Source organism: Tateyamaria sp. GN1-10, from assembly GCF_055693845.1.
Genome location: NZ_JBVFUR010000004.1, coordinates 285,106 through 310,438, shown reverse-complemented (window position 1 = coordinate 310,438; position 25,333 = coordinate 285,106). Strand labels below are relative to the sequence as shown.

At 60.6% G+C, this 25,333-nt stretch carries 23 protein-coding genes; 13 read left to right on the top strand and 10 right to left on the bottom strand.

Annotated features, from left to right (window positions below):
- Positions 1–4 precede the first annotated feature (4 nt).
- Positions 5–1,207 (bottom strand): 3-oxoadipyl-CoA thiolase, encoded by a 1,203-nt coding sequence (gene pcaF / locus ACZ1HN_RS03370; protein ID WP_472726487.1) that lies wholly within the window; start codon positions 1,205–1,207, stop codon positions 5–7.
- 171 nt (positions 1,208–1,378) lie between these two features.
- Here pcaF and ACZ1HN_RS03365 point away from each other — a divergent pair, with 171 nt between their 5' ends.
- The 3 genes from ACZ1HN_RS03365 (at position 1,379) to ACZ1HN_RS03355 (ending at position 5,451) form a co-directional block, all read left to right on the top strand.
- Positions 1,379–3,562 carry a dehydrogenase E1 component subunit alpha/beta gene (locus tag ACZ1HN_RS03365; RefSeq protein WP_472726486.1) on the top strand — a complete coding sequence of 728 codons (2,184 nt, stop codon included), beginning with the start codon at positions 1,379–1,381 and terminating at the stop codon, positions 3,560–3,562.
- A gap of 90 nt (positions 3,563–3,652) precedes the next feature.
- Positions 3,653–4,687, top strand: coding sequence for a zinc-dependent alcohol dehydrogenase (locus tag ACZ1HN_RS03360; protein ID WP_472726485.1), 1,035 nt, complete (start codon positions 3,653–3,655; stop codon positions 4,685–4,687).
- Positions 4,684–5,451: an SDR family NAD(P)-dependent oxidoreductase gene (locus ACZ1HN_RS03355; RefSeq protein ID WP_472726484.1), complete on the top strand. Its 768-nt coding sequence runs from the start codon at positions 4,684–4,686 to the stop codon at positions 5,449–5,451. Before ACZ1HN_RS03360 ends, ACZ1HN_RS03355 begins: the two co-directional genes overlap by 4 nt.
- On the opposite strand, the gene ACZ1HN_RS03350 is transcribed toward ACZ1HN_RS03355, so the two are convergent.
- From ACZ1HN_RS03350 to ACZ1HN_RS03330, 5 genes are all read right to left on the bottom strand, one after another.
- A complete protein-coding gene (locus tag ACZ1HN_RS03350) occupies positions 5,448–6,230 on the bottom strand; it encodes a citryl-CoA lyase (protein ID WP_472726483.1) in 783 nt (260 codons plus the stop codon). The two genes, ACZ1HN_RS03355 and ACZ1HN_RS03350, sit on opposite strands and share 4 nt — an antisense overlap.
- A complete protein-coding gene (locus ACZ1HN_RS03345) occupies positions 6,227–7,456 on the bottom strand; it encodes a CaiB/BaiF CoA transferase family protein (RefSeq protein WP_472726482.1) in 1,230 nt (409 codons plus the stop codon). Before ACZ1HN_RS03345 ends, ACZ1HN_RS03350 begins: the two co-directional genes overlap by 4 nt.
- Entirely contained in the window at positions 7,446–8,960 is a 1,515-nt protein-coding gene (locus ACZ1HN_RS03340; protein ID WP_472726481.1) for a tripartite tricarboxylate transporter permease, read from the bottom strand. Before ACZ1HN_RS03340 ends, ACZ1HN_RS03345 begins: the two co-directional genes overlap by 11 nt.
- 4 nt (positions 8,961–8,964) lie before the next feature.
- Complete coding sequence (locus ACZ1HN_RS03335) at positions 8,965–9,459, bottom strand: tripartite tricarboxylate transporter TctB family protein (RefSeq protein ID WP_472726480.1); 495 nt, start codon at positions 9,457–9,459, stop codon at positions 8,965–8,967.
- Positions 9,460–9,602: 143 nt separating this feature from the next.
- Entirely contained in the window at positions 9,603–10,586 is a 984-nt protein-coding gene (locus ACZ1HN_RS03330) for a Bug family tripartite tricarboxylate transporter substrate binding protein (protein WP_299203074.1), read from the bottom strand.
- 104 nt (positions 10,587–10,690) lie between these two features.
- Between ACZ1HN_RS03330 and ACZ1HN_RS03325 the strand changes: the two genes are divergently transcribed.
- The 8 genes from ACZ1HN_RS03325 to ACZ1HN_RS03290 all read left to right on the top strand — a co-directional run bounded on the left by ACZ1HN_RS03325 (position 10,691) and on the right by ACZ1HN_RS03290 (position 17,551).
- The gene (locus ACZ1HN_RS03325) at positions 10,691–11,356 is read left to right on the top strand and encodes a response regulator transcription factor (RefSeq protein ID WP_472729269.1); all 666 of its coding nucleotides are present in this window, start codon (positions 10,691–10,693) and stop codon (positions 11,354–11,356) included.
- Positions 11,346–12,137, top strand: a complete 792-nt coding sequence (locus ACZ1HN_RS03320; protein WP_472726479.1) for a sensor histidine kinase N-terminal domain-containing protein — start codon at positions 11,346–11,348, stop codon at positions 12,135–12,137. Before ACZ1HN_RS03325 ends, ACZ1HN_RS03320 begins: the two co-directional genes overlap by 11 nt.
- Entirely contained in the window at positions 12,110–12,700 is a 591-nt protein-coding gene (locus tag ACZ1HN_RS03315; RefSeq protein ID WP_472729268.1) for a sensor histidine kinase, read from the top strand. Before ACZ1HN_RS03320 ends, ACZ1HN_RS03315 begins: the two co-directional genes overlap by 28 nt.
- The gene (locus ACZ1HN_RS03310; protein ID WP_472726478.1) at positions 12,679–13,680 is read left to right on the top strand and encodes an ABC transporter substrate-binding protein; all 1,002 of its coding nucleotides are present in this window, start codon (positions 12,679–12,681) and stop codon (positions 13,678–13,680) included. The genes ACZ1HN_RS03315 and ACZ1HN_RS03310 overlap by 22 nt, the downstream gene beginning before the upstream one ends.
- A 60-nt stretch (positions 13,681–13,740) precedes the next feature.
- The gene (maiA, locus tag ACZ1HN_RS03305; protein ID WP_472726477.1) at positions 13,741–14,385 is read left to right on the top strand and encodes a maleylacetoacetate isomerase; all 645 of its coding nucleotides are present in this window, start codon (positions 13,741–13,743) and stop codon (positions 14,383–14,385) included.
- Positions 14,386–14,398: 13 nt separating this feature from the next.
- Positions 14,399–15,349 (top strand): MBL fold metallo-hydrolase, encoded by a 951-nt coding sequence (locus ACZ1HN_RS03300; RefSeq protein WP_472726475.1) that lies wholly within the window; start codon positions 14,399–14,401, stop codon positions 15,347–15,349.
- A 391-nt stretch (positions 15,350–15,740) separates the two neighbouring features.
- On the top strand, positions 15,741–17,366 hold the full coding sequence (locus ACZ1HN_RS03295; protein ID WP_472726474.1) for an FAD-dependent oxidoreductase: 1,626 nt from the start codon (positions 15,741–15,743) through the stop codon (positions 17,364–17,366).
- Positions 17,366–17,551, top strand: a complete 186-nt coding sequence (locus ACZ1HN_RS03290) for a DUF2783 domain-containing protein (protein ID WP_472726473.1) — start codon at positions 17,366–17,368, stop codon at positions 17,549–17,551. The genes ACZ1HN_RS03295 and ACZ1HN_RS03290 overlap by 1 nt, the downstream gene beginning before the upstream one ends.
- Here ACZ1HN_RS03290 and ACZ1HN_RS03285 read toward each other — a convergent pair.
- The 4 genes from ACZ1HN_RS03285 to ilvD are packed head-to-tail and all read right to left on the bottom strand — an operon-like array spanning position 17,548 to position 21,147.
- Positions 17,548–17,919 (bottom strand): hypothetical protein, encoded by a 372-nt coding sequence (locus ACZ1HN_RS03285; protein WP_299600601.1) that lies wholly within the window; start codon positions 17,917–17,919, stop codon positions 17,548–17,550. The two genes, ACZ1HN_RS03290 and ACZ1HN_RS03285, sit on opposite strands and share 4 nt — an antisense overlap.
- Positions 17,920–17,932: 13 nt before the next feature.
- Positions 17,933–18,706, bottom strand: coding sequence for a DUF6478 family protein (locus ACZ1HN_RS03280; RefSeq protein WP_299600599.1), 774 nt, complete (start codon positions 18,704–18,706; stop codon positions 17,933–17,935).
- 49 nt (positions 18,707–18,755) lie between these two features.
- On the bottom strand, positions 18,756–19,403 hold the full coding sequence (locus tag ACZ1HN_RS03275; RefSeq protein ID WP_472726472.1) for a hypothetical protein: 648 nt from the start codon (positions 19,401–19,403) through the stop codon (positions 18,756–18,758).
- Positions 19,384–21,147: a dihydroxy-acid dehydratase gene (ilvD, locus tag ACZ1HN_RS03270; RefSeq protein WP_472726471.1), complete on the bottom strand. Its 1,764-nt coding sequence runs from the start codon at positions 21,145–21,147 to the stop codon at positions 19,384–19,386. Before ilvD ends, ACZ1HN_RS03275 begins: the two co-directional genes overlap by 20 nt.
- Before the next feature lie 166 nt (positions 21,148–21,313).
- Between ilvD and ACZ1HN_RS03265 the strand changes: the two genes are divergently transcribed.
- Both ACZ1HN_RS03265 and ACZ1HN_RS03260 read left to right on the top strand, forming a co-directional pair.
- Entirely contained in the window at positions 21,314–24,397 is a 3,084-nt protein-coding gene (locus tag ACZ1HN_RS03265; protein WP_472726470.1) for an ABC transporter transmembrane domain-containing protein, read from the top strand.
- Positions 24,397–25,302 (top strand): lysostaphin resistance A-like protein, encoded by a 906-nt coding sequence (locus ACZ1HN_RS03260; RefSeq protein WP_472726469.1) that lies wholly within the window; start codon positions 24,397–24,399, stop codon positions 25,300–25,302. The genes ACZ1HN_RS03265 and ACZ1HN_RS03260 overlap by 1 nt, the downstream gene beginning before the upstream one ends.
- The last annotated feature ends 31 nt before the right edge of the window (positions 25,303–25,333 follow it).

Sequence of the window (25,333 nt, the reverse complement as noted above, 5' to 3'; positions counted from 1 at the left end):
CGTCTCAAGCCCTTTCGAGTATCATGGCAACGCCCTGCCCCACGCCCACACACATCGTGCACAGCGCATAGCGGCCACCGGTCCGTTTCAGTTGATAGGCGGCGGTCATCACCAACCGTGCACCCGACATCCCCAAAGGATGCCCAATCGCAATGGCACCCCCCTGCGCGTTCACCCGAGGATCATCATCCGCCACACCAAGGCTGCGCAGCGTCGCCAAGCCCTGCGAGGCAAATGCCTCATTCAATTCAATCACATCCATCTGATCGACGGTCAGTCCTGCGCGCTTCAGCACTTTCTCGGACGCCGGCACCGGCCCAATGCCCATCACGCGCGGTTCAACTCCGGCAGCACACATCCCGACAATACGCGCCATGGGCGTCAGTCCCTGCGCCTCAGCAGCCTCGGTCGAGGCGATCAGCATCGCCGCCGCACCGTCATTTACGCCCGACGCATTGCCTGCTGTCACAGTCATCTCTGGACCATTGATGCCACGCAACCCCGCCAGCTTCTCGACAGACGTGCCGGGACGCGGGTGCTCATCCGTATCGACAACAAGCGGGTCGCCTTTGCGCTGCGGGATGGTCACCGGCGCAATCTCGTCCGCAAAGGCTCCCGTTTGATGCGCGGCTGCCCACCGCGTCTGCGACCGCGCGGCAAAGGCATCCTGCGCCTCACGCTCGACCTGCCAATCGGCAGCTACGTTGTCGGCAGTCTGCGGCATGGAATCGATTCCATACTCTGCCTTCATCTTCGGGTTCACGAACCGCCACCCGATGGTCGTGTCATAAACCTGATTGGCGCGCGAAAAGGCCGCTTCGGCCTTAGGCATCACAAAGGGCGCACGGCTCATGCTCTCGAGCCCGCCAGCGATAACCACATCCATGTCGCCCGCCTTGATCCCACGCGCCGCAATCCCTACCGCATCCATGCCCGAGGCACACAAACGGTTCACCGTGATGCCCGGCACATCCACAGGCAAACCCGCCAATAATGCGGCCATCCGGGCCACGTTGCGATTATCCTCACCCGCCTGATTGGCACAGCCCATGATCACATCATCGATACTGGCCCAGTCGAAATCTGGATTGCGCGCCATCAGCGCCGCGATAGGAGCCGCGGCCAAATCATCGGCGCGAACGCCGGACAAAGCACCGCCGTACCGCCCAATGGGCGTGCGCTGCGCATCACAAATCCATGCGTCCATGAAACTCCTCCTGTTCTGAAAATAGAGCGTGCGGCGATTCCGATCAATGATAAATGTTACACTTGTATGTGTAGTGACCGAAATTTCGTAACGCTTTCTCGCGGCCACTGGACCATTCCGCATGTGCGCTGTTCTATGCGGGCATCGACCTCAACCACATCGGATCACCCTATGGATCGCGCTGCCATCGTTCACGACAACTTCCACCGGCGGCTCAAAGCCAACGACCTGCCAAGCGGCAGCGGTGCGGGCGACATGGGTGCCGAAACGCTTCTGACCCTCTACCGCGCGCAATGCATGTCCCGCCAACTCGACCGCACCAGCCGTGCGATGCAAAAGGCAGGGCAGGGGTACTACACCATTGGCTCAAGCGGGCACGAAGGAATGGCGGGCGTTGCGCATGCGTTGCGTCCCACCGACATGGCGTTCCTGCACTACCGCGATGCCGCGTTCCAGATCGCGCGCGCCGGTCAGGTGCCTGACCAGGATCCCGCATGGGACATCTTACTCAGCTTTGCGGCCTCTGCCGAGGATCCGATGTCCGGTGGCCGCCACAAGGTGCTTGGGTCCAGAGCGTTGAATATCCCACCGCAGACCTCGACTATTGCCAGCCACTTGCCCAAGGCGGTTGGGGCTGCCTACTCCATCGGCCTTGCCAAACGGCAGCGTCCTGAACATGCACACCTACCCGACGACAGCCTTGTCATGTGTTCTTTTGGTGATGCCTCAGCCAACCATTCCACGGCGCAGGGGGCGATCAACACGGCGTGCTGGACCAGTTTTCAGAACGCGCCTCTGCCCCTGCTGTTCGTGTGCGAGGACAATGGCATCGGCATCTCGACCTCAACACCATCCGGTTGGATTGCTGCCAATTTCTCGGCCAAGCCGGGTCTCAAGTACTTCTCTTGCGATGGCTTGAACGTGGCTGAAACCACACGAATTGCGGCCGAGGCCGCCGCCTACGTTCGACACCAAAAACGACCCGCGTTCCTGCATATGCGCACCGTCCGACTGTATGGCCACGCCGGTTCCGACGTCGAAGCCACGTATCGTGCCAAGGCCGACATCGAAGCTGACGAGGGCAACGACCCGCTCCTCCACTCCGCGCGCCTGCTCCGCGACAGTGGTGCCGCCGCGCCACAGGAGGCACTCGCGCTTTACGAACAGATCGGGGCCGAGTGCGACAACCTCGCCGCAAAGGCCACCAAACAGTCTCGCTTGCAAACCGCCGCAGATGTCAGCGCCAGCCTGATCCCCCCAGCGCGCACATGCGCGACCACAAACGGACCCTCTCTCGAACAACGCGCTCAGGTCTTCGGCACCGATCTGCGCAGCAGCGAAGACCCACAGGTGATGAGCAAACTCATCTCTTGGGCGCTCACCGACATGATGCTCGAACATCCGGAAGTCGTCATGGCGGGTGAGGACATAGGTAAAAAGGGCGGCGTCTATGGTGCTACGCAAAAGCTGCAAGCCCGCTTCGGCCCGCACCGCGTCATCGACACCCTGCTTGACGAACAATCCATCCTCGGCCTCGCCATCGGCATGGCCCACAATGGCTTTGTCCCGATCCCCGAAATTCAGTTCCTCGCCTACCTCCACAACGCCGAGGATCAGCTACGAGGCGAAGCCGCCACGCTCCCCTTCTTTTCGAACGGCCAATACACCAATCCCATGGTCCTGCGCATCGCGGGCCTTGGCTACCAACGCGGGTTCGGCGGGCATTTCCACAACGACAATTCCTTGGCGGTTCTGCGTGACATCCCCGGCCTCATCATCGCCTGTCCGTCGCGCGGCGATGACGCTGCCAAGATGCTGCGCGAAGCAGTCCGCCTTGCGCGCGAGGAACAGCGCGTCGTGGTTTTTGTCGAACCCATCGCCCTGTACCCTATGCGCGACCTGCACGCCGAGGGCGACAAGGGCTGGATGTCGACCTATCCGGCCCCCGGCGATCGGATCGCGCTGGGCGAAGTTGGGGTTAGCGGCGACGGCGCCGATCTTGCCATCGTGACCTATGGCAATGGGCGCTACCTGTCTGAACAAGCGGCTGAACGATTGCGCTCAAGCGGCATAAACACCCGTGTCATCGACATGCGCTGGCTCGCGCCCCTTCCAGAAGCGGCGCTGATCGAACAGGCCAAGATGTGTGGCGCGACCCTGATCGTTGATGAATGCCGTCGCACGGGCAGCCAATCCGAAGCACTCATGGCGCTCTTTTCCGAGGCTGGCATCACCAATTTCGCCCGCGTCACGGCCGAAGATTGCTTTATCGCCACCGGCCCTGCCTACGCCGCGACGCTGCCTTCCGCCGACGGGATTGTGGACGCCGCCAAGGCCCTGTTCTCCAAGTCCTGAGATTCCGGTTTCACGAAATTCGTCCGTGCCCTTGATCGCGTGTTTCAATCCGGTCCAAAGTCGCGCGAACAGGGAGAGAGGACACCAAACATGACGCATCAGGCGGCCTTTTACCGTGGCGACAAACGCTTTTCTGTTGAGGCGGTGGAGACACCTGCACCCGGCCCGGGCCGGGTACAGATCGACGTCGCATATTGCGGAATCTGCGGCACCGACCTTCATATCTACCTCGGCCATATGGATGCACGCGTTGGCTTTGAGCGGACCATCGGGCACGAGATGTCCGGCGTTGTCTCTGCTGTCGGGGAAGGCGCCGACGGGTTCGAACCCGGCCAGCCTATCGTCGTTCGCCCGCTTGATCATTGCGGCGACTGCCCGGCCTGTAACGCAGGTCACCAGCACATCTGCCACAACCTCAAATTCATCGGCATCGACAGCGATGGGGCCTTCCAGCAGAAATGGAACGTCCCGGCGCACACGGTCCACGTTCTGCCAGACGATCTGAACCTCGCCCACGCCGCCCTGATCGAACCGCTTGCCGTCGCTGTCCACGACGTGAACCGCGGCAAGGTCCAACCGGGCGAAGACGTGCTGGTCATCGGCGGCGGTCCCATCGGCATGCTGGTCGCCATGGCCGCGCGCGATGCGGGTGCCAATGTCACAGTGGCCGAAATCAACGATAACCGCCTCGCCTTCGCGCAAAAGATCGGGTTCACAACGATGGACCCTAAAACCACCGATGTTGCCAAGGCCATGCACGAGGCGACGGGTGGCAAAGGGGCTGACGTGGTGTTCGAAGTGTCCGGCAGCCAACCCGGAGTCGATCTGATGACCGCGGCCGCCGCTACACGGGGGCGTATCGTCATGGTCGCAATCCACGCCACCAAACCGCAGATCGACATGTTCCAGTTCTTCTGGCGCGAGCTCGACCTGATCGGCGCCCGCGTCTACCGACCCGAGGATTACGACCAGGCCATGGACCTACTCGCCAAAGGCGTCGTCGACTGCGACGCCTTCATCACCGACATCCAGGGGCTGGACGACATCGAAGGCGCGTTCAAAACGCTCACCGAAAACCCCAATGCCATGAAATCCATGATCCGGGTCACGGAGGGGCTGCAATGAACGTTCGCAACTCCTTCGACCTGACCGGCAAAACCGCCCTCGTAACAGGCGCAAAACGCGGCATCGGGCGCGGCATGGCCGAGGCACTGGCTGAAGCCGGGGCCGACATCATCGGTGTCAGTGCGACACTTGCCCCCGGCTCGGACGTGCAGAAATCCGTCGAAGCGATGGGGCGCAAGTTCACACCATACGCCTGCGATTTCTCGGACCGCTCGGCGGTCAAATCTTTCGCCGCCCAAGTGCTGCAGGACCACCCCCAGATCGATATCCTGATCAACAACGCCGGCACCATTCTGCGCACCCCTGCCGCTGACCATCCCGACGACATGTGGGACAAAGTGATTGAGGTGAACCTGAACGCTCAATTCATCCTCACACGCGAGGTGGGCAAGAAAATGGTCGAACGGGGCTCAGGCAAGGTCATCTTCACCGCCTCTCTGCTCACCTTCCAGGGCGGGATCACGGTGCCTGGCTATGCGGCCTCCAAGGGCGGAATCGGGCAGCTGACCATGGCCTTCGCCAATGAATGGGCGGGCAAGGGCGTGAACGTGAACGCCATTGCGCCGGGCTACATCGACACCGACAACACCGAAGCGCTGCGCAATGACCCGGTACGCTCCAAATCCATACTTGAGCGTATCCCGGCAGGTCGCTGGGGCAAGCCCGAAGACTTCAAAGGCCCTGCCGTCTTCCTCGCCTCTGATGCGTCGGCCTATATGCACGGCCACGTCATGCTGGTCGATGGCGGCTGGATGGGTCGTTAATCTTCGATGGGATTGGGGCCGGTATAGGTCCAGCGGTAACCCGGCGGGGTTGGTCCCTTGTTGCGGCCGCCCTGTTGATGCTGCTCCCACGCATGGGACAAAATACCAACACTCCGGGACAAGCAAAACAGCCCGCGCGCAAGCGGCGCAGGAAAGCCCAATTCGGCAAAGATTACCGCCGTTGCCCCGTCAATATTCATCGGGACAGGCTTGCCCTTTTCCGCGGCAAGGGCTGCTTCGATGCTGCGTGCCACCGCAGCAACTTTTCCAGATACGGTACCGTGTGTTCTGGCCTCATCAACCAGTGCTAAAAGCCTTGGTGCGCGGGGATCGACCGGCTTGTGAAACCGATGCCCAAAACCGGGAATAAAGCGACCATGCTCTGCACGCCAAGCATCCAGAACCGTGCCCATCTCGGCACTACTGGCTTCAATCCGATGGTACAGGTCTACCGCTTGCTCGCCCGCCCCGCCATGCACGTCGTCCAGCATGTTTATGGCAGAGGCCATCGCCCCGTTCAGGCTCAAACCGCATGTCACCGCCATCCGCGCGGCAGCAATCGATGGTGCTTGCGGCCCATGATCGACGGCGGCGACCAGAGCCGCTTCGAACAGTTTCGCCTCAGGCTCGGACGGCATGTCACCGCGGGTCATCAGCCAAATCATTTGCGGAAAGCTCACCGCGCCAATCAGGTCCTCAATCGGATGTCCGCGCAGCCGGATCTGACCGGGTGCCATGTCGATGATGTCGGTGGACCACCAATCCGAAATGTCACTCATATCGCCCCCTTGTCAGTCAGGTCTGCAACTTCATGGTCGCTCAGACCCAGCGCGCGCCAAATCTCGTGCGCATGTTCCCCAAGCTGTGGCGGCGGCGTAGGTACCGTCAATGGCGCGCCGTCCAGCTTGACCCCTGTATTCACCACCTCGATATCGCGCCCAACACCGGGCACGTTCGGATATCGCGACATCAACCCACGGTCCGCGATTTGGGGATGGGCCAGCACTTCAGGCACCGACATCACCGCGCCGGCCGGAACACCGATTGCGTTTAACGCTTGGGCAAGGTCAGCTGCGGTCCACTCCATCAGCGCCGCCTCAATCTCTGTGCGCAGCGCCATACGGTTCCGTTTTCGATCTTCTCGTGTGTTGTATTCGGCCCGGTCGCGCAGGTCATACAAACCAAGGAAATCTGTCAGCAACACCCACTGCTCATCCTTGTTGGCCGCGATGTTGATCAATCCGTTGCCAGTCTGAAAGGCCCCTGACGGAGCAGAGGTCGGGTTCTCGTTCCCGTTCGCGCTCGGCTCTACCCCAGCAATCATATGGTTGGACACCACCCATCCCATGGTCGCCAAAACACTCTCCAACATTGAACAGTCGATGAACGCCCCGCGGGGACGGGCATTGAGCGCAGATGCAACGGCAAAGGCCGCCGTCATACCGCCCACCGTATCCGCCACCGGATAGCCCACGCGCAGGGGTGCGCTGTCGTGATCGCCGGTGATTGACATGACGCCGGATACACCCTGCACGATCTGGTCATAGGCGGGGCGATCTACCCAAGGGCCGTCCTGACCAAACCCGGATATGGCACAGTAAATCAGGTCCGGCTTGTGCTCCTTCAGCGCCTCATACCCAAGCCCCAGACGGTCCATTACACCGGGGCGAAAGTTCTCGACCAAGGCATCCGCTGTCTCGACCAACCGCAAGAACAGAGCCTTCCCATCGGGATGCTTGAAGTTCACTGTAACCGACTTTTTCCCGGCGTTCTGGGCCAGGAAAGACACGCCCATGCCCCTGGCATTCAGCTCGGTATCAGCACCCAGCTGCCGGGCGAGGTCCCCACGTCCGGGGGCCTCGACCTTGATCACTTCAGCGCCCATGTGGGCCAGTTGGTGGCAACAGAACGGTCCCGCCAGAACGTTGGTCAGGTCAAGGACCCGGATCCCGGACAAAGGCGTAGGGTGGGCAATCTGCCCACCACCTTCGGACTCAGTCCCCATCAGCGATCCCGGACGCCCGCAGACGGGCACGCCGGGCGCGGTAGCTGGGAAGGATCACCAGAAGCGCTGCAATGACCAGCAGGCCCAGCGTCATGGGTCGTTCCCAGACAAAGCTGACGCCATCATACAACTGCATCGAGCGAGAGAAGTTGTCCTCAAGCATTCCGCCGAGGATGAAACCGATCAGCAGCGGGGCCAGGGGGTAGTCGGCGAACCGCAGGATGGTTGCGCAGATGCCAAAGCCAACAAGCAACAGAAGTTCGGTCGCGTTGTTCTGCCCGATATACGCCCCCATCAGCGTGAAGAAGAGGATGAAGGGGATCAGGAAGTTGCGCGGCACTGCGAGGATTTTTGCAATGTAGGGGATCAGCGGCAGGTTCAGGATCAGCAGGACGAGGTTGCCGATATACATCGAGATGATGACAGCCCAGAAAATCTGCGGATCGTCCACCATCAGGCGTGGGCCGGGTGTGACGTTCAGCGCGATCAATGCACCTAGCAAGATGGCGGTGGTGCCGGAACCGGGGATGCCGAGCGTCAGGAGCGGCACGAACGACCCAGTGCACGCGGCATTGTTCGCCGTCTCGGGGGCGGCGAGGCCCTTGATGGATCCTTTGCCGAATTCCTGTTTTTCCTTCTCGGGTGCGATGTTGCGTTCGACCGCGTAGCCCAGGAAGGACGCGATGGTCGCCCCGGCCCCCGGCAGCACGCCGATGAAGAAGCCCTGCAGGGACTGACGACCGATGACTGGGGCGATCGACCTGGCTTCGTCCCGTGTGATTCGAAGATCCTTGATGTCGCCGGACTGACCGCCTTTGGAACGAGCGGGGTCCATGACCAGGTAAAGCGCCTCGGGCAAGGCGAACATCGCCATGGCAAGGGTGATGAAGGCAAAGCCGGATTGCAGGTCCATCAGCCCCATGGTGAAGCGTGGCATGTTGAACAGCGCGCCTTCACCCACGGTTGCCATGATAAGACCCAGCAGGGTCATCATGATCGCTTTGGCGACCTGACCCGTACCCGCGAAGGCGGCGATGGCCGACAGGCCGACGACCATCAACGCGAAGTATTCGGCGGAGTGGAACAGGAGCGCGACCGACGACAGCATCGGTGCAAAGATCATCAGCAGGATCGCCCCGATTGAGCCGCCGCAGAAGGATGCGATGGCGGCGATGGTCAGTGCCTTGCCCGCCTTGCCGTCGCGGGCCATTGGGTAGCCATCGAAGCTGGTTGCGACGGTGCCTGCAACCCCCGGCGCGTTGAGCAGGATGGAGGACGTCGAGCCGCCGAAAATGGCGCCGTAGTAGACACCCGCCAGCAGGATAAGCGCGGCCGACGGATCGCCCAAAGAGATGGCGACCGGGATCATGATGGCGATGATCGACATCGGGCCAAGGCCCGGGAGCATGCCGATGAACGTGCCGATCAGGCAGCCGCCGATGACCATCAGCAGGTTCTGGATGGAGAAGGCCGTTTGCAGGCCGATCAGGATACCTTCGAGCATGATCTTAGATCCCCATGAATGCGGGTAGGGGGCGCAGGAAGATGCCAAGCACCACCTGCACCAGATACCAGACGATGCCGGTGGCAAGGCCCGCGGTCACGATCATCGCGATCCAGCGACGTTCGCCAAGAATGACGGAACCCAGAACAAGAAAGCCGACGGTTGCGATGATGAACCCGGCGGGCCGGAGCAGCAGGGCATAGGCGACCATGAGACCGAGGAGCAGACCGGCCTGGCCGAGTTTGAATTCCTTGAGCTGGCGATAGACAATGACGGACGGGTTTTCCTCGCGCGGTTTGTCGCCTTTTTCCAAGCCCAGCACGATGATCAGCCCGACGAGTATACCCAAGATCGAGAGCACCTTGGGGAAGGTTGAGGGCCAGATGGGATTGCGCTGCATGAAGGGGGCAAGGCTGCCGTCCATCGTGAACCACGCTGCGTAGCCGTAAGCGGCGAAAATGCCCAAAAGGATCAGTCCGATCCAGCGATCCAGTGCCATGATATCCCCCCGATTGATCTGTCCCCGCGGGGACAACTCTGATTTCATTGAAGAAAAGGGTTAATTTTACTTAATTTTAACGGTTTAGCCACCGCAAAGGGCAGGTGCGGAGCGTGTTCGCTCCGCACCAAAGTCGCTTCAGATCAGAGGAAGCCGAGCTTCTTCATCAGATCACCGATGACCTGTTCCTGATCTTCGAGGAACGCTTTGAACTCGTCCCCGTTGTTGTGAATGTTGACCCAGCCGTTGCGCGCGCGCACGGTTTCCCATTCGGGGGTGTCATACATCTTGGTCAGTGCGTCCTGGTACATCGCCACCTTGTCTTCGGGCAGGCCGGGGGCACCGAAGAACCCACGCCAGTTCACGAACTCGGTGTCGATCCCTTGTTCCTTCATGGTCATGGCATCCGGGGCCGCGTCCACACGCTCGGGTGCTGTCACGCCGATGATTTTGACCTCACCCGCGTTGGCCAGATCAACCGCTTCGGAGAAGCCGGTGGAGAGCGCCGCGATTTCGCCCGACAGCAGCGCCGCCATGGCTTTGCCACCCGCATCGTAGGGGATGTACTTCACGCCCAGCGCATCCTTGCCCGCGGCTTCCATCACCATGGCTGCAACCAGGTGGTCCATGCCGCCGGGAACCGAGCCACCGCCGATGGCCGTGCTGTTCGGATCTGCGTCATAGGCTGCCAGCAATTCTTCCATCGAATTGATGGGGCTGTCTTTGCCCACGACCATCGCAGCGTAGTCACCAATGGTGCCTGCAACGAGCGTCAGGTCACGGAAGTTGTGCGGGAACACGCCCGTCAGCGAGCGGATCACGATAGGGGTCGAGTTGACCATCAGCGTGCCGTGGTTGCTTTCCGCGTTTTCGATCAGGTAACCGATGGCTTTGCCGCCGCCGCCGCCCGACATGTTTTCAAAGGATGCGGTGCCCACAAGGCCTGCGCCGGTCAGCGCCTCGCCTGTGCCGCGGGCAGTGCCGTCCCAACCACCACCGGCGCCGCCGGGGATCAGGAAGTGGATGCTGTCAACGACCTGGTGGCCGTCTGCAATTGCTGCGCCGCCCAGGCCAAATGCCATAGCTGCGCCAAGCAGGGCCCTGCGGCCCATCTGGAACGTTTTCATGATGTCCTCCCATTTGACTTCACGCGTTTTCACGCGAATGCTGCCCTGAAAACATGCGAACCTGACATAAACCTGTCATGGCGGCGCAGTTCTGGGCGGATTGGATGAAATACCTGCTGATTGAGGACAATGCAGAACTGGCGGGTGCACTTTGTACCCGGATGCGCCTGGATGGTCACGTGATTGACCATGCAGGGACATTGTCCGAGGGATCAGACTTTTTGCGTGTCGGAGAGTACGATCTGATCCTGCTGGATATTATGCTGCCCGACGGCGACGGTCGCGTGTTTCTGGAGCGTCACCGCGCGCAAGAGGATGACACGCCTGTCATTGTCCTGACCGCGCGATCCGAAGTGTCGGACCGCGTGAGCATGCTGGACCTTGGGGCCGATGACTACCTGACCAAGCCCTTTGACCACGCCGAATTGCAGGCCCGCTGCCGCGCCGTTCTGCGCCGTCGCACGGGGTCAGCGCAGACTGTCATTCGCCGGGGCAATGCCGCCCTTGATCCGGTGGCGTCCGTTTTGACCATTGGGGGGCAGAATGTGACCCTTCGCAATCGCGAACTGCGTTTACTGGAGCTGTTTATGAACGCGCCCGGCCAGATCTTTTCCAAGGACAAGCTGGTGGATCGGTTGTTTTCCTATGACGGGACGGTAACCGAGAACGCGATCGAGGTTTATGTGGGACGGTTGCGCAAGCATCTGGAGCCATCGAGCCTGACCATTTCGACGCATCGGGGTTTGGGGTATCGGTTGGATGAGGCGTAGCGCGACATCCTTGCGGCGGCGGCTGACCTGGACCCTGATTGGGGGCGCCACGCTGTTGGCTGTTCTGTTTTTCCTTGTTGTGCGCACCTATGCCCAGCAGATCGCGCAGCAAAGTCAGGATCGGATTCTTGAGGCGTCTTTGACGTCTTTGATGGATGCGGCGGTGGTGCGCGATGGGGAGATCGAAGTGGATGTCCCCTATGCCGCCTTTGCCATGTTGGATACGGCGGCCGATGACCGTGTGTTTTATGCCGTACATCAGGGGGATGCGTTGCTGACCGGGTATGACGGGTTGGCGGAGGGTCCTTTTGATCCCGCGGTGGGGCTGGATTTTCAGACGCAAGCGTTTGGTGGGGCAGAGGTGCGGCGTGCAACGTTGACCCGTGCTTTGCCTGCGGGTCCTGCGCCCGTGTTGCTGACCGTGAGCGTGGCCCAGACGCGCGACAGTCTGGCCGGGACGCTTTGGGCGATTTCGGTGAATGCAGCGTTGTTTGGCGGTGCTTTTTTTGTCTTGGCGGCGGGCATGGCGTTGTGGACTTCGCGGTCGACGGTGCGCCCTCTGAGCCAGATGGCTGAAGCTGTGGCGCGGCGGGGTCCCCGTGATTTGCGCCCTGTGGTGCGCCCGGTGCCGACCGAGTTGTCGCCCTTAGTCACGTCGCTGAATTCGCTGATGACCCGGCTGAGCCATTCGCTGACCCAATCCGAGACATTCATTGCAGAGGCCGCGCACCGGGTGCGGACTCCTTGGCGACCGTGCGCACCCATGCCGAGGCGACATTGATGCGTGTGGACAAGGACGAGAACCGCGCCGCATTGCGGTCCATGATCCGTGCAATTGACGAGAGCAGCCGGGCGGCGGGGCAGCTCTTAGATCATGCCATGGTCACTTTTCGCGGGGACCAGTTGGAGCGGAGGCAGATTGATCTGGTCGGCATCTGTCGGGAGCTGGTGGACCGGCTGACGCCCGTGGCCGAGATGAAGGATCTGGAATTGGTGCTGATTGCCGAGGGACCGGTCGAGGTGCAGGGTGATCCGATTCTGATCCAGAATGCGGTGCGCAACCTGATTGACAACGCGCTGAAGTATTCCCCGCCCGAAGGGGTGGTGCGGATCGAGGTGCAGCGCGATCCGGTCGCCGTTGTTGTGTGTGACGAAGGTGGCGGGTTTCCTGCCGAGCAGATGGCGGAGCTGTCGCAGCGTTTTCAGCGCGGTGCGAATGCGGGCGATACGGTGGGTTCTGGTTTGGGTCTGACCATCGCGCAGGATGTGGCCGAAGCCCATGGCGGGCGGCTGGGACTGGCGAACTTGGATGAGGGTGGGGCATGCGCAACTTTGTATCTGTGATCCTGTGCCTTTGGGCGGGTGTGCTTGTCGCAGCAGAGCTGGAAGACCGCCAGATGTTCCATGGAGAGGACGGTGTGACATTGCGCGTGTTGTCGAGCACCGACACTGACATTTTCGCGCCGATTTTAGAGGGATTCATCGCGCGCAATCCATCAGTCTCGGTGGATTATGCTGTGGCTGGGTCGGCAGATATCGTGACGCTGATTGCCGAGTGTGGCGATTGCTTTGACGTGGTGATCTCGAGCGCCATGGATTTGCAATTGAAGCTGGCGAATGACGGGCTGGCGCGCCGCTTGCCCGGCTTGGCGCAACAGGGCGGGTCGCAGTGGCGGCAAAGTGTGTTTGGCTTCACCTTGGAGCCCGCAACCGTGGTACTGAACCGCGCAGCGTTCAAGGGGCGCCCACTGCCCAGCACGCGGCAGGAGTTGATCGAAGCACTGCGCGCGGACCCTGAGCATTTTCGTGGGCGGCTTGGCACCTACGACGTGCGGTTGTCTGGTCTGGGCTACCTGTTCGCGACGCAGGATGCCCGCGCGTCCGAGACGTTCTGGCGGCTGATGGAGGTGTTCGGGAACCTGGATGCGCAGCTGTATTGTTGTTCGGGCGATATGATCGACGATTTGGCCTCGGGTGAATTGTTCGTGGCCTATAATGTGCTGGGAAGCTACGCGCCGACCCGACCCGAGACGCTGGACACGGTCACAATCATCACGCCCGAGGATTTCGCCACGACGATGATGCGCACGGCGCTGGTGCTGGACAGCACGGATGTGGGCGGCGCGGCAGAGGCAATGGTGTCTTACCTGACGTCCGGCGCCTGGTCGGCGCAGGATCGGCCCGGTTTTCCGTTGCCCTCCATCGGGAATGAGGATGCGCAGGTATTGAATGTGGTCAGCCTTGATCCCGGGTTGTTGGTCTATCTGGACCGGCTGAAACGAGAGCTGTTTCTTGAGGCCTGGTCGTCGGCGCTGCTGCGCTGAGGCTTGTCGGTTACAAAATCAACAGTTACCGATGCGACGACTTTGGCAACGGACACTTGCATGACTGCCCCTTTGACCCTGTACAGCTATTGGCGTTCGACGACGTCCTACCGCGTGCGGGCGGCGCTGAACCTGAAGGGTGTGCCGTTTGAAACTGTGGCGGTGGACCTATTGGCCGGGGTGCAGAAGAGCGCAGAATATGCAGAGATCAACCCCGGCAGAGGCGTGCCGACGCTGGTGTTGGAGGATGGGTCGGTGCTGACGCAGTCGTTGGCCATTCTGGACTATATCGACGCGCGTTGGCCTGAACCTGCACTGCTGCCCACCGATCTGCTCGTGCGGGCACGGGTGCAGGCGGCGGCCCATACCATTGCCGTGGATGTGCACCCGGTGAACAACCTGCGCGTCGTGACCCATCTGCGAGATGCCTATGGCGCGGACACGGACGGCGCGATGGATTGGATGCGGCACTGGATGGTCGAAGGTTTCACGGCCTTCGAGGCGCTGGTGCAGGACGACACACCCTTTGCCTTTGGACACGCGCCTGACCTTGCCGATCTGTGCCTTGTGGCGCAGGTTTACAACGCGCATCGCTGGGGGGTGGATGTGACCCCCTTTCCCAAAGTACAGCGGATCGAGGCGGCCTGTCTGAACGTGCCAGCCATTGCCGCTGCCCATCCTGACCAACAACCCGACGCTTACTGAAAGGACCTGATACATGGCCAAAGCCTTCGCCTCTCAAGGTGACATGACCGAAAAAACGATCACCTTTGACGAGATCGGAGAGGGTCTATGGGCCTTTACCGCCGAGGGCGATCCGAATTCTGGTGTGATCATCGGCGATGACAGCGTGATGATTGTCGAGGCGCAGGCGACTCCACGTCTGGCCGAGAAGGTGATCGAGAAGGTGCGCGGCGTGACCGACAAGCCGATCAGCCATGTGGTTTTGACCCATTACCATGCGGTGCGAGTGCTGGGCGCGTCAGCCTATGGCGCGGATCAGATCATCATGTCGGACATGGCGCGCGGCATGGTGGCCGAGCGTGGGCAGGAGGATTGGGACAGCGAGTTTCAGCGGTTCCCTCGTCTGTTCGAAGGGCACGAGAGCATTCCGGGGCTGACATGGCCGACGACGACGTTTTCGGATTCCATGACCGTGTATCTTGGGTCGCGTCGGGTAGACATCAAGCATCTGGGGCGCGCCCATACAGCAGGGGATGCCGTGATCCATGTGCCGGATCAGAACGTGATGTTTACGGGCGACATCGTTGAGTATCACTCGGCCTGCTATTGCGGGGACGGGTATTTCGGCGACTGGGGTGGGACGCTGGATGCGATCAAGGCCTATGACGTTGATGCCATTGCGCCGGGGCGCGGCGATGCGCTTGTGGGGTCCGAGATGGTGAACAAGGCCATCGAAAGCACGCGGGACTTTGTGGATAGCACATACCGCCCTGCGGCGCGGGTCGCTGCGCGCGGCGGGTCGTTGAAAGAGGCGTGGGATGCAGTGCGCGCCGAATGCGATCCGAAGTTCAGCGACTATGCCATCTACGAGCACTGCCTGCCGTTCAACGTCGCCCGCGCCTATGACGAGGCCCGTGGCATCGCGCATCCACGCATCTGGACGGACAAGCGAGATATAGAGATGTGGGAGGCGTTACAGGGGTGACTCTGCAAATCATTCTCTTTGTTGTTTTTTTATGTCTTTTTGTCCTCACGGCAGTGACTTGGATACGGTTATTTGCGTGGGTCTTCAGTCTGATTACGGCAGGAGCAAGGGCGGCAGCTCAGCAACCTGTGCATGTGCGTGTCGGCAGCCTAGGGTCTTCGGGTGTATTTCAAGTTCTGACCGAGAAGGGGAGAGGCGGCCAAAGATGGGGATTTGTTAAGGCACTTCTTTGGGCTGCAGGCAGCTTTGTTGCAAATATGGTGCTTGCGCTCGTTCTTGTGGCTCCTCAACTGGAGGAATGTATGCCGCGGTTCGACGCACTGGAAACGAACGTTTTTCAACGCGTGCAGTGTGCCTGGCTCTTTTGGAACGTGGAGCGGTAACAGAAGCAATGAGAACAGAGCTTTCAGATCGTTATTCTTTGGCTTTCAAACTTTACCCGTACGCTCCGGTCGGAGCGCAGGCTCAACCTGCTCAACGGCATCCGGTTGTCATTGTGGGTGGTGGGCCCATTGGAATGGCTTTGGCGTTGGACCTCGGGCGCAAAGGAACGCCGGTGCTCGTGCTGGATGATCATGAGGGTGTGGGTCAGGGCAGTCGGGCCATTTGTTTCGCGAAGCGGACGTTGGAGATCGCAAATCGGTTGGGCGCGGGGCAGCGCATGATCGACAAGGGGGTTGTCTGGAACGTGGGGAAGGTCTTTCACGGTGAGGACCGCGTGTTTCAGTTCAACCTGCAACCCGAGGACGGGCATCGCTGCCCGGCGTTTATCAATCTGCAGCAGCCCTATTTCGAGAAGTTTCTGGTCGATGAGATCCGGGTGGCGCAGAGCGAGGGCGCGCCGATTGAGATACGTGGGCGCAACGCTGTCACCGTGATGGATCAGCGGGACGATCACGTTCTGTTGGATGTGGACACGCCCGATGGTCCTTATCAGATCGAAGCCGAGTGGCTGATTGCCTGTGACGGCGCGCGGTCGCCGGTGCGGGACATGATGGGGTTGAGCTTTGACGGGCGGGTATTCGAGGACAATTTCCTGATTGCTGACGTCAAGATGACCGCCGATTTCCCGACCGAGCGGTGGTTCTGGTTCGAGCCGCCGTTCAAAGATGCGGGGCAGTCGGCGCTGCTCCATAAACAACCTGATGACATCTGGCGTATCGACTTTCAGCTTGGGTGGGACATCGACCGTGAGAAGGAGCTGAAGGAAGAGAACATTCGCGCCCGCGTCGATGCGATGCTGGGTGAAGGGGCGGAATATGAGTTGGAGTGGACGTCGATCTACACCTTCCAGTGCCGGCGGATGCAGGAGTTTCGGCATGACCGCGTGATCTTTGCCGGGGACAGCGCGCATCAGGTGTCGCCCTTTGGCGCGCGCGGGGCGAATAGCGGCGTGCAGGATGCAGACAATCTGGCGTGGAAGCTGGATTTCGTGATCCGGGGCCTCGCGCCCGAGACGTTATTGGACACCTATTCAGAGGAGCGGGTGCATGGGGCGGATGAGAACATTCTGAACTCCACCCGAGCGACCGATTTCCTGACGCCCAAGAGTGAGATCAGCAAGGTGTTCCGCAATGCGGTGCTGGAGTTGGCGCGGGATCATGCGTTTGCCCGGCCCCTGGTCAATTCGGGGCGGTTGTCGGTGCCGTGTGTGTATGACGGGCTGTCACTAAATGGACCGGATATGCTGGATGGGCCGGAGCGGACACGGGTGGGGGTGCCTGCGGTGGATGCGAAGCTGGGCAAGACCTATTTGCTGGATCGCTTGCCGGGTGAGTTCACGCTGCTTTGCGTTGATGTGCCTGCGCCAGACATTGACGAGGTGGACGGCGTGCCACTGACCCATCTGGGTTTGACCACCCGTGGCAATCCGTTTCTGAAAGAGCGTTACCTGGGCGATGCGAGGGGTGCGGTGTACCTGTTCCGCCCGGATCAGCACGTTGTGGCGCGTTGGCCAGAGGCGTCTGCCGATGATGTCGCAAGCGCCATGCGGATCGCATTGGGAAAGGGCGCGTGATGGACTTGAACCTTGAGCCGAACATCGCGGACCCGGATGGGTTCTATGACGAGCTGCTGGCGGTGCATCAGGGGCTGAGCAAAGAGGACAGCGATGCGCTGAACGCGCGGCTGATCCTGATCCTTGCCAATCACGTTGGGGATCGGGACGTGTTGACCGCCGCATTGAAGGCGGCGCAGCGCTAACTGGTTTCGACGCAGTGGCGGCGGAAGGCGCGTTTGAGCATGTCGAGCTCTTCGCGCAGAAGGGCAACTTCGCCCCGGATATCGTCGCCCAGGGCCTCACCCGCGATAAGGGTGAAATGGCCCAGCTTTTCGTTGTCGGTCGCATCGGCGATGACAAAGACCTGCACGCCGTCGGCAATTGCCTCGGCCGGGACGGGCACCTGCAACAGCCATTGCCCGTCTTCGTCCTGCTCGGTGACTTGCACGTCGGGGACATCGTTGTTCAGGTGGGTCACTTTGATTTGGGGCACGCCGGTGCCGTTCTGCTGGATCAGTCCCTGCCAGATCCCATAGCGCATCTTGGTCGGTGTGAGGGTCAGAGTGCTCATCGCTTCCCTTTCATCACAAGGCGGCGCGGGGGCGGCGCGAGAAGGTGAGGTCACGCAGAGTGACCTGGTTCATTTCGGGGCCTTCAAAGATCAGGTCGATCCAGGCCCGTTCAACCCGCTTTTCGTTCAACTTGGAATAAGCAAGATCGAATTCGACCGTGACATCCTCTTGATTGAGGGGCAGTTCGCGCACGATCTGTTCGGTGTTGGGACCATGGCGCACGTTGAGACGGGCAAAGATTTCGAGCGGTTTTTCCATCTCGACAATCGTGTTCATGCCCAGAAGGTGGTTCTTGGTCAGCCCTTTGACCGCATCCTCGGGTAGATCGATCACGAGCGACAGGAACGAGCCATCGAATTTGAAGACATCGAGGCGCACACCGTAGGGGGCCAGATCCTCTTCGCGCAGGTTACGAAGCTGGCGGAGGGTCAGTTCACTGAAAGCGCAGTCGTGGAACAGCGTAACCTCGTTGCCGAGCATCGATTTCGTCTGGACCGACGACATGCCCGGGCTGGGCAGCGAACCACGCCAAAGTTCAGGGCGCCACGCCCAGTCCGCGTTGTGCGGACGGGGGAAGGCGGTGGAGCCGATGGCGGGTAGGGCCAACCGTTCATCGGCGCGGTGGATCAGACGGTCAAGATGACTGCGCAACAGTCGTGCGGCTGAGCGCAGTCCGCGCAACTCGGAAACATGCGCATCATTGGCGTTGCGGGCTGCGCGTGCCCAACGACGCACCGTATGACGGTGCGTGACCCTGTCCAGGAATGAGATGCGGTTGCCTGCCATATGCCCCTGCGCCGGTTCTCTTGCCGGTAGTTTATCTATGCCAAAGGTTTCACTCAAATAAACCCGCGAGAAACCCCCTGCCCGCAGGTTTCGGCGTCTGCGTTGCAGAATTGTCCTGAAGTGCAACAGCGGCGACGACGGATTGTTCCTGTGTTTGCTCGATGGTTTGGATCAAAAGATCGGGTGCAACATTGCCCAAATCCGCCTGATTGGCCTTTTGATATAGCGTAAGGCCAATCACCCGATCCCCAATCCGGGTCGCGCCACGCCAGTATGTGTCGCGCATGTCAGCGCTGGGTGGCTTGCCCTTGACCTGAACAAGGGCGAGCGGCGCGTCATCAATGCGTTGAATCACAGATTCCGTGGTGCTGTCGAAGGCCGATGTGCTGATTTGTGTCGTACCGTTGGCGATGACGGTAGTGGCCGTGATGATGGCGAGCGGGGCGTCTGTCGTGAGCCTACCGCCCAACGCGCCACAGCGCGCCATGAGTGCAAAATTCTGGCGCAGGCTGCGCTTGTCCACGCAGAAGCCTGGTGGTGGCACCAAACGTACCTTGCCGTCCGCCAGTCTAGCGCTGCTGAGTGCAAGGTTTTCACTCGTCGCGCCGCCAAGGTTGAGCCCTGCGAAATCTTCGCAAGCCGCAAGACCGAAAAGCAGCGCGCCGAGCAGGAGACCCTTAGAGGTCCCAGTATTCATGCCGTTCCGCCTTGGCACCCGGATGCGTGACCGCGCCCTTGTATGTCTCGCCTACAAGCTGCGCGTATTTCCACAGCGCGCCGGAGGCATAGATGGTTTCGCGCGCGCCGGACCAGGCGGCCTTGCGTTCCGCCAAATCTTCGTCCGTCAGGTCAACATTGATCGATCCTTCGATCGCGTTGATGGTGATGACGTCGCCGTCTTTCAGCAATGCGATGGGACCGCCATGGGCCGCTTCGGGGCCAACGTGGCCGATGCAGAAGCCGCGTGTTGCGCCCGAGAAGCGGCCATCGGTGATCAGCGCCACCTTCTTGCCCATGCCCTGACCAGACAAGGCTGCGGTGGTTGCCAGCATTTCGCGCATGCCGGGGCCGCCAGACGGTCCTTCATTGCGGATCACGAACACGTCGCCTTCTTCGTAGGTGCGGTTCTGGACCGACTCAAAGGCATCCTGCTCGCATTCGAACACGCGCGCAGGGCCTGTAAAGATTTGGTGCTGCGCTTCCATGCCTGCGACCTTAACGATGGCGCCTTCAGGGGCCACGTTGCCTTTCAGGCCCACAACGCCGCCCGTCTTGGTGATCGGGTTTTCGATGGGGTAGATCACACGTCCGTCGGCTTCGAGGCTGATCTTGTCCAGCTCTTCGCCGATGGAGTTGCCGGTAGCGGTCATGCAATCCTCGTGGATCAGGCCCGCTTTGCGCAGTTCCTTCATCACCACATAGATGCCGCCCGCTTCGTACATGTCCTTGGCGACGTATTGGCCGCCCGGCTTCAGGTCGACGAAGTAAGGGGTGTCGCGGAAAATTTCGCACACGTCATCGAGGTAGAAATCGATCCCCGCCTCGTGCGCCATGGCGGGCAGGTGCAGACCGGCGTTGGTGGAGCCGCCCGTGCAGGCAACCACGCGGGCCGCGTTTTCGAATGCCTGCCGTGTGCAGATGTCACGCGCGCGGATGTTCTTTTCGATCAGGTTCATGACCGCGGCACCGGACGCTTCGGCGTATTGGTCGCGGCTCTCGTAAGGTGCGGGGGCCCCGGCAGAGTTGGGCAGCGCAAGGCCGATCGCTTCGGACACACAGGCCATGGTGTTCGCGGTGAACTGGCCGCCGCAGGCCCCGGCAGAGGGGCAAGCGACGCGCTCAAGCACGTCCAGTTCCGCCTCGGTCATGGTGCCGTTTTGCTGGTGGCCAACCGCTTCGAACATGTCCTGCACGGTCAAGTCGCGGTTGGCATATTCCGCGGGCACCTTGGCGCCGACGGGCGCACGGCCCGGCAAGATCGACCCACCATAGAGGAAGACGGACGGCACGTTCAGACGGATCATCGCCATCATCATACCCGGCAAGGATTTGTCACAACCTGCAAGGCCGACAAGGGCGTCGTAGCAGTGGCCACGCATGGTCAGCTCAACAGTGTCGGCGATAGCCTCGCGGCTGGCCAGCGAAGACCGCATGCCCTCGTGCCCCATGGCGATGCCGTCGGTGACGGTGATGGTGGTGAATTCGCGGGGCGTGCCATCGGCTGATTTTACACCCATCTTCACCGATTGTGCCTGACGGTTCAGGGCGATGTTGCAGGGGGCTGCTTCGTTCCAGCATGTGGCCACGCCGACGAGCGGTTGGTGAATCTCATGCTCGGTCATACCCATGGCATAGTAGTAGGACCGGTGCGGCGCGCGCGCGGGCCCTTCGGTCACGTGCCGGCTGGGTAGCTTGGACTTATCGAACTTGCCTTTAAGCATCTGGCGTCTCCCCTGAAAGCGTCCGCACTGCAATAGCCATTGCCCTGCCCTGCTGCAAGCGCCCGCGGTTGTAATAAAGCGTTGCTGGCACTAGTTGTTTCCAACGCGTGGCACCAGGCTGAATTGGCGGCCAATTGGACAGGGGCGCTGCCGATTGGGATAGACAATGGATTCCACTATCTTTGCTTTCATCTGGAGGCACTCAAAACGTGATCAGTTGATGCTACTTGCGTTGACCGTGGTGACGTTCCCGTTTCTCTACGCCACGCTGGAATTGCCCAAGCGCATCATCAACGATGCCATCGGCGCCACGGACAGTGTCATCAACGCCTTCGGTTACGAGCTGAGCCAGATCCAGTTTCTGCTGGCCCTGTGCTTTGGCTATCTGGCAGCCGTGTTGGCGCATGGATTGCTCAAGATGCGGCTGAACACGATGAAGGGTGTGACAGCCGAACGGCTGCTACGCCGGTTCCGCTTCCAGTTGATCAGCCGTATGCTGCGTTTTCCGCGCAGCTACTTCCGATCCACCAGTCAGGGCGAGCTGGTGAGCATGGTCACGTCCGAGGCTGAGCCGATGGGCGGGTTGATGGGCGACATGGTGGCCCAGCCCGTGTTCCAGGCGGGCCAGATGCTGATCATCGTGGTGTTCCTGTTTCTGCAGTCCGTTTGGTTCGGGCTTGCCGGTATCGCATTGATCCCGCTGCAGGCGTGGATCATTCCCATGTTGCAGCGTCGGATCAACCTGCTGAACAAGGACCGGATCAAGCAGGTCCGTGCCTTTTCGGCCGAGATTGGCGAGAGTGCCGCGGGTATTTCTGATCTGCGCACCAATGGTGGTCTGCGCTATCGGCAGGCGCAGTTCACTGAACGGTTGGGCCGGATATTTGAACTGCGGTTCAAGATCTACCAGCAGAAATTCTTCATGAAGTTTCTCAACAACTTCATCACGCAGCTGACGCCGTTCTTCTTCTATTCCGTGGGGGGCTATCTTGCCATCCGGGGTGACATCACGGTGGGTGCACTTGTGGCCGCTATCGCTGCCTACAAGGACCTGTCCAGCCCGTGGAAAGAGCTACTCACCTACTACAACCAGACGCAGGATATGTCACTGCGGTGGGAGATCGTCACCGATCGCTTTGCCCCGCGCGACATGATCGACGAGGCGCTGTTCGAGGGTGAGCCGGAGGTCATTCCGCATCTGCAAGGCGATATCGTCCTGGACAACGTGACCATCCGCAATGCCGAGAATACGCCTGTGCTGGAGCGGATTGATCTGACCATTCCCAAGGGCGCACGTGTTGCGATCCAGGTCAAGAACCAGACCGAGCGAACGGCGCTGGCCGAGTTGCTGACGCGGGAGGTGTTGCCGACACGAGGGGTGATCACCATTGCAGGGCACGACCTGTCAGAACTGCACCAGGAAGTCGTGGCCGCGCGTATCGGTTACGCCCAGTCGCGCCCGTATCTTTTTGACGGTACGCTGGGCAGCAACCTGTTGATGCCGCTGATGACCCGTCCGAACTCCGTACCGTGGGATCAGGGGCGCAGGGATCGGTACACTACGGAAGCGCTGCGATCCGGCAACAGTTTGGACCGCGTGGACACGGATTGGGTCGATCCGGGCCTTGCGGGTCTGGGCACCGAGGATGAGGTGCGCGCGTGGTGGTTCGAGCTGGTCGAGGCCATGGGCATCGACGAGTTCATGTTCCGCCGTATGCTGGTCAGTCACATCGATCCGCAGCAACACCCGGAACTGGCCAAGGCCATTGTGGATTTGCGTCCGGCCGTCGAACACTGCCTGCGCGAAAAGGGTGTGCTGGACGCGGTTTATCGTTTTGACCCGGACGAATTCAATCCGGCGGTGCCGCTTGGCGGGAACCTGTTGTTTGCGTCCCCCTCGCGCGAGATTTCGCAACAGGGCCTTGCCCGTGACAATCGGTTCATCAACCTGGTCTTTGAACACGGGCTGGCGGAACAGGGTATCGCCATATCGCAGACCCTGATCGAGACTCTGCACCAGACCTTTGGTCGCGATGGCACAAGCCATCCGCTGTTTACTGCGCTCAACATAGAAGAAGAAATGTACGAGCAGCTTGTCGACATTTCCCAGCGCCGACGAGAGCGTGGCGATGTCGCGCTGACCGATGACGAGTTTTCGTTGCTGCTGACTGTTCCATTCGCTTTCACGGCTGAACAAATCGGTCCCGCCTTTCCCGAAAGCTTCAAGAACGAGATCGTACAGATCCGCAAGACGAGCGGGGCCGCTTTGCGGGCGCAGACCGAGGAAATCTTTATTCCCATAGAGCCGGATACATACCTGCCGCGTCTGAATCTGTTGGAAAACGTATTGTATGGCCGGGTTTCGATGGTGGCAGGTACCAAGGGCGATTTGATCGAGGATCTGGTGGCCGAGCTGATCAATGACAACGGTTTACGTCGTCAGGTTGCCGAAACCGTTTTTGATATACCTACAGGTTTGGGTGGGTCGAATTTGCCCACGATTTTCCATGAGCGTGCTGCCTTTTCCCGCGCCGGGATCAAGCGGCCAGATGTGCTTGTTCTGGATCGCGCGCTGGCAAGCCACAGCGCCGATCAACGGCGCGAGACCCGGGCCGCGTTGCGCAAGCTTTTGCCCGATGCCACGCTGATCTTCCTCGAAGAGAATTTCAATAACCCCGATGCCTATGATCTGTTTGTCGAGATCAAGGACGGGCGCGTTGACGGTGTTCAAGCACACGATGAAGATGACGAAGAAACCGATGACCTAAGCCGCAAGCTGCGCGTCATCGCACGGGCCGACCTGTTTTCCGGTGTGGAAAGCCGGAACCAACGCCTGCTGGCCTTTGCCGCGCAATGGTACACGGCCGAACCGGGTCAGCGTATCTTCTCCATGGAAGAAAAGCCGGACGCGGCCTATCTGTGCGTCAAGGGCAGCGCCGTTCTCAGCTACGACAGCGATGACGGCGAAGATCGTCAGGTGTCCGTCATTGAGCCGGGTCGCTTGATTGGCGATCTTGCCATCATCCTGAACGAGCCGCGCCAGTTACACCTGACCGCTTTGACCGAGGTGACGTTCCTGCGTATTGGCGCCGCCGAGTTCCGCGCGGTTTTGGAAGAGGATTCAACGGTTCTGATGAGCCTTTTGCACACGGTTGCCGGGCATCTGACGGGCGCTGCCGAGTTGTTGCGCCAAGCCAATGTGCAGATTCCGCAAGATGAGGGGCCTCCTCCTCCTCCGTTGGACGCGTGATGGGTGTTCTGAGCTTCAACTACCGACCGCATGACCGTTTTGTTGCGCCGGCAAGGGACCGGGCACAGATCTGGCGTCTGGTTCTGGGCGTTGTGCTTGTCGCGGGCTTTTTCCTTGTGCTCAGCCAGTTGGTGTTTGGCACCATTCTTGGGTTGCTTGAGCCCGAGACAGCGCGTGCCATTCTGAGAGACTCGCAAACGGGCCAGACAGCCGGTGGTATGCTGCTTTTGTTGTTCCAACTTGGGCTGCTGGCCGTTGCGGCGGCCATAGTTGTGATCATGGTGCACAATCGGGGTCCTTCGACCCTGATCGGGCCGATTGGCCTGGCCGTGCGGCAGTTCGGGTCGGTTTTGTTTATGATGTTCCTGCTGACCGTCGCGCTGTGGGTGTTGCCGCCCTACGATGCGGGTGAGCCGCTTGCTCTGAACATGCCCGTTGGCCGCTGGCTGATCCTTTTGCCTTTCGCTCTTGTTGCCGTGCTGGTGCAGATTGGCGCAGAAGAGATCGTGTTTCGCGGCTATCTTCAGCAGCAACTGGCGGCGCGGTTCCGGTCGCCCCTGATCTGGATGATTGCCCCTGCAGCCCTGTTTGGGGCTGGCCATTACTTGCCGGAAAGCGCAGGTAGCAACGCGTTCACCATTGCCCTTTGGGCGACCATGTTTGGTTTGCTTATGGCTGACCTGACTGCCCGGTCCGGTACGTTGGGGCCAGCGATGGCGGTGCACTTTTCCAACAACACTTCTGCCATGGTTCTAACCGCCACCCCGGACGAGATGTCAGGCCTTGCACTGTATGTTCTGCCCTTTGGCATGGGGGACGAAGCGGCGATGGCTGCGTGGCTGCCCGTCGACTTCGGGTTCATGCTTGTCAGTTGGCTGGCGGCCCGCCTTGCCATCCGCGCCTGATTGCATTTGCTGGTCCACCGGATTATCTGAA

What these genes read in the sequence shown, in the direction of transcription:
- ACZ1HN_RS03285 (WP_299600601.1), bottom strand. Translation starts at nt 17,919, where the DNA reads ATGAGCACTCTGACCCTCACACCGACCAAGATGCGCTATGGGATCTGG.
- ACZ1HN_RS03310 (WP_472726478.1), top strand. Translation starts at nt 12,679, where the DNA reads ATGCGCAACTTTGTATCTGTGATCCTGTGCCTTTGGGCGGGTGTGCTT.
- ACZ1HN_RS03295 (WP_472726474.1), top strand. Translation starts at nt 15,741, where the DNA reads ATGAGAACAGAGCTTTCAGATCGTTATTCTTTGGCTTTCAAACTTTAC.
- ACZ1HN_RS03350 (WP_472726483.1), bottom strand. Translation starts at nt 6,230, where the DNA reads ATGAGTGACATTTCGGATTGGTGGTCCACCGACATCATCGACATGGCA.
- ACZ1HN_RS03325 (WP_472729269.1), top strand. Translation starts at nt 10,691, where the DNA reads ATGAAATACCTGCTGATTGAGGACAATGCAGAACTGGCGGGTGCACTT.
- ACZ1HN_RS03265 (WP_472726470.1), top strand. Translation starts at nt 21,314, where the DNA reads ATGGATTCCACTATCTTTGCTTTCATCTGGAGGCACTCAAAACGTGAT.
- ACZ1HN_RS03365 (WP_472726486.1), top strand. Translation starts at nt 1,379, where the DNA reads ATGGATCGCGCTGCCATCGTTCACGACAACTTCCACCGGCGGCTCAAA.
- ACZ1HN_RS03340 (WP_472726481.1), bottom strand. Translation starts at nt 8,960, where the DNA reads ATGCTCGAAGGTATCCTGATCGGCCTGCAAACGGCCTTCTCCATCCAG.
- ilvD (WP_472726471.1), bottom strand. Translation starts at nt 21,147, where the DNA reads ATGCTTAAAGGCAAGTTCGATAAGTCCAAGCTACCCAGCCGGCACGTG.
- maiA (WP_472726477.1), top strand. Translation starts at nt 13,741, where the DNA reads ATGACTGCCCCTTTGACCCTGTACAGCTATTGGCGTTCGACGACGTCC.
- ACZ1HN_RS03260 (WP_472726469.1), top strand. Translation starts at nt 24,397, where the DNA reads ATGGGTGTTCTGAGCTTCAACTACCGACCGCATGACCGTTTTGTTGCG.
- ACZ1HN_RS03335 (WP_472726480.1), bottom strand. Translation starts at nt 9,459, where the DNA reads ATGGCACTGGATCGCTGGATCGGACTGATCCTTTTGGGCATTTTCGCC.
- ACZ1HN_RS03300 (WP_472726475.1), top strand. Translation starts at nt 14,399, where the DNA reads ATGGCCAAAGCCTTCGCCTCTCAAGGTGACATGACCGAAAAAACGATC.
- ACZ1HN_RS03275 (WP_472726472.1), bottom strand. Translation starts at nt 19,403, where the DNA reads ATGAATACTGGGACCTCTAAGGGTCTCCTGCTCGGCGCGCTGCTTTTC.
- ACZ1HN_RS03355 (WP_472726484.1), top strand. Translation starts at nt 4,684, where the DNA reads ATGAACGTTCGCAACTCCTTCGACCTGACCGGCAAAACCGCCCTCGTA.
- ACZ1HN_RS03360 (WP_472726485.1), top strand. Translation starts at nt 3,653, where the DNA reads ATGACGCATCAGGCGGCCTTTTACCGTGGCGACAAACGCTTTTCTGTT.
- ACZ1HN_RS03345 (WP_472726482.1), bottom strand. Translation starts at nt 7,456, where the DNA reads ATGGGGACTGAGTCCGAAGGTGGTGGGCAGATTGCCCACCCTACGCCT.
- ACZ1HN_RS03330 (WP_299203074.1), bottom strand. Translation starts at nt 10,586, where the DNA reads ATGAAAACGTTCCAGATGGGCCGCAGGGCCCTGCTTGGCGCAGCTATG.
- ACZ1HN_RS03290 (WP_472726473.1), top strand. Translation starts at nt 17,366, where the DNA reads ATGGACTTGAACCTTGAGCCGAACATCGCGGACCCGGATGGGTTCTAT.
- ACZ1HN_RS03320 (WP_472726479.1), top strand. Translation starts at nt 11,346, where the DNA reads ATGAGGCGTAGCGCGACATCCTTGCGGCGGCGGCTGACCTGGACCCTG.
- pcaF (WP_472726487.1), bottom strand. Translation starts at nt 1,207, where the DNA reads ATGGACGCATGGATTTGTGATGCGCAGCGCACGCCCATTGGGCGGTAC.
- ACZ1HN_RS03280 (WP_299600599.1), bottom strand. Translation starts at nt 18,706, where the DNA reads ATGGCAGGCAACCGCATCTCATTCCTGGACAGGGTCACGCACCGTCAT.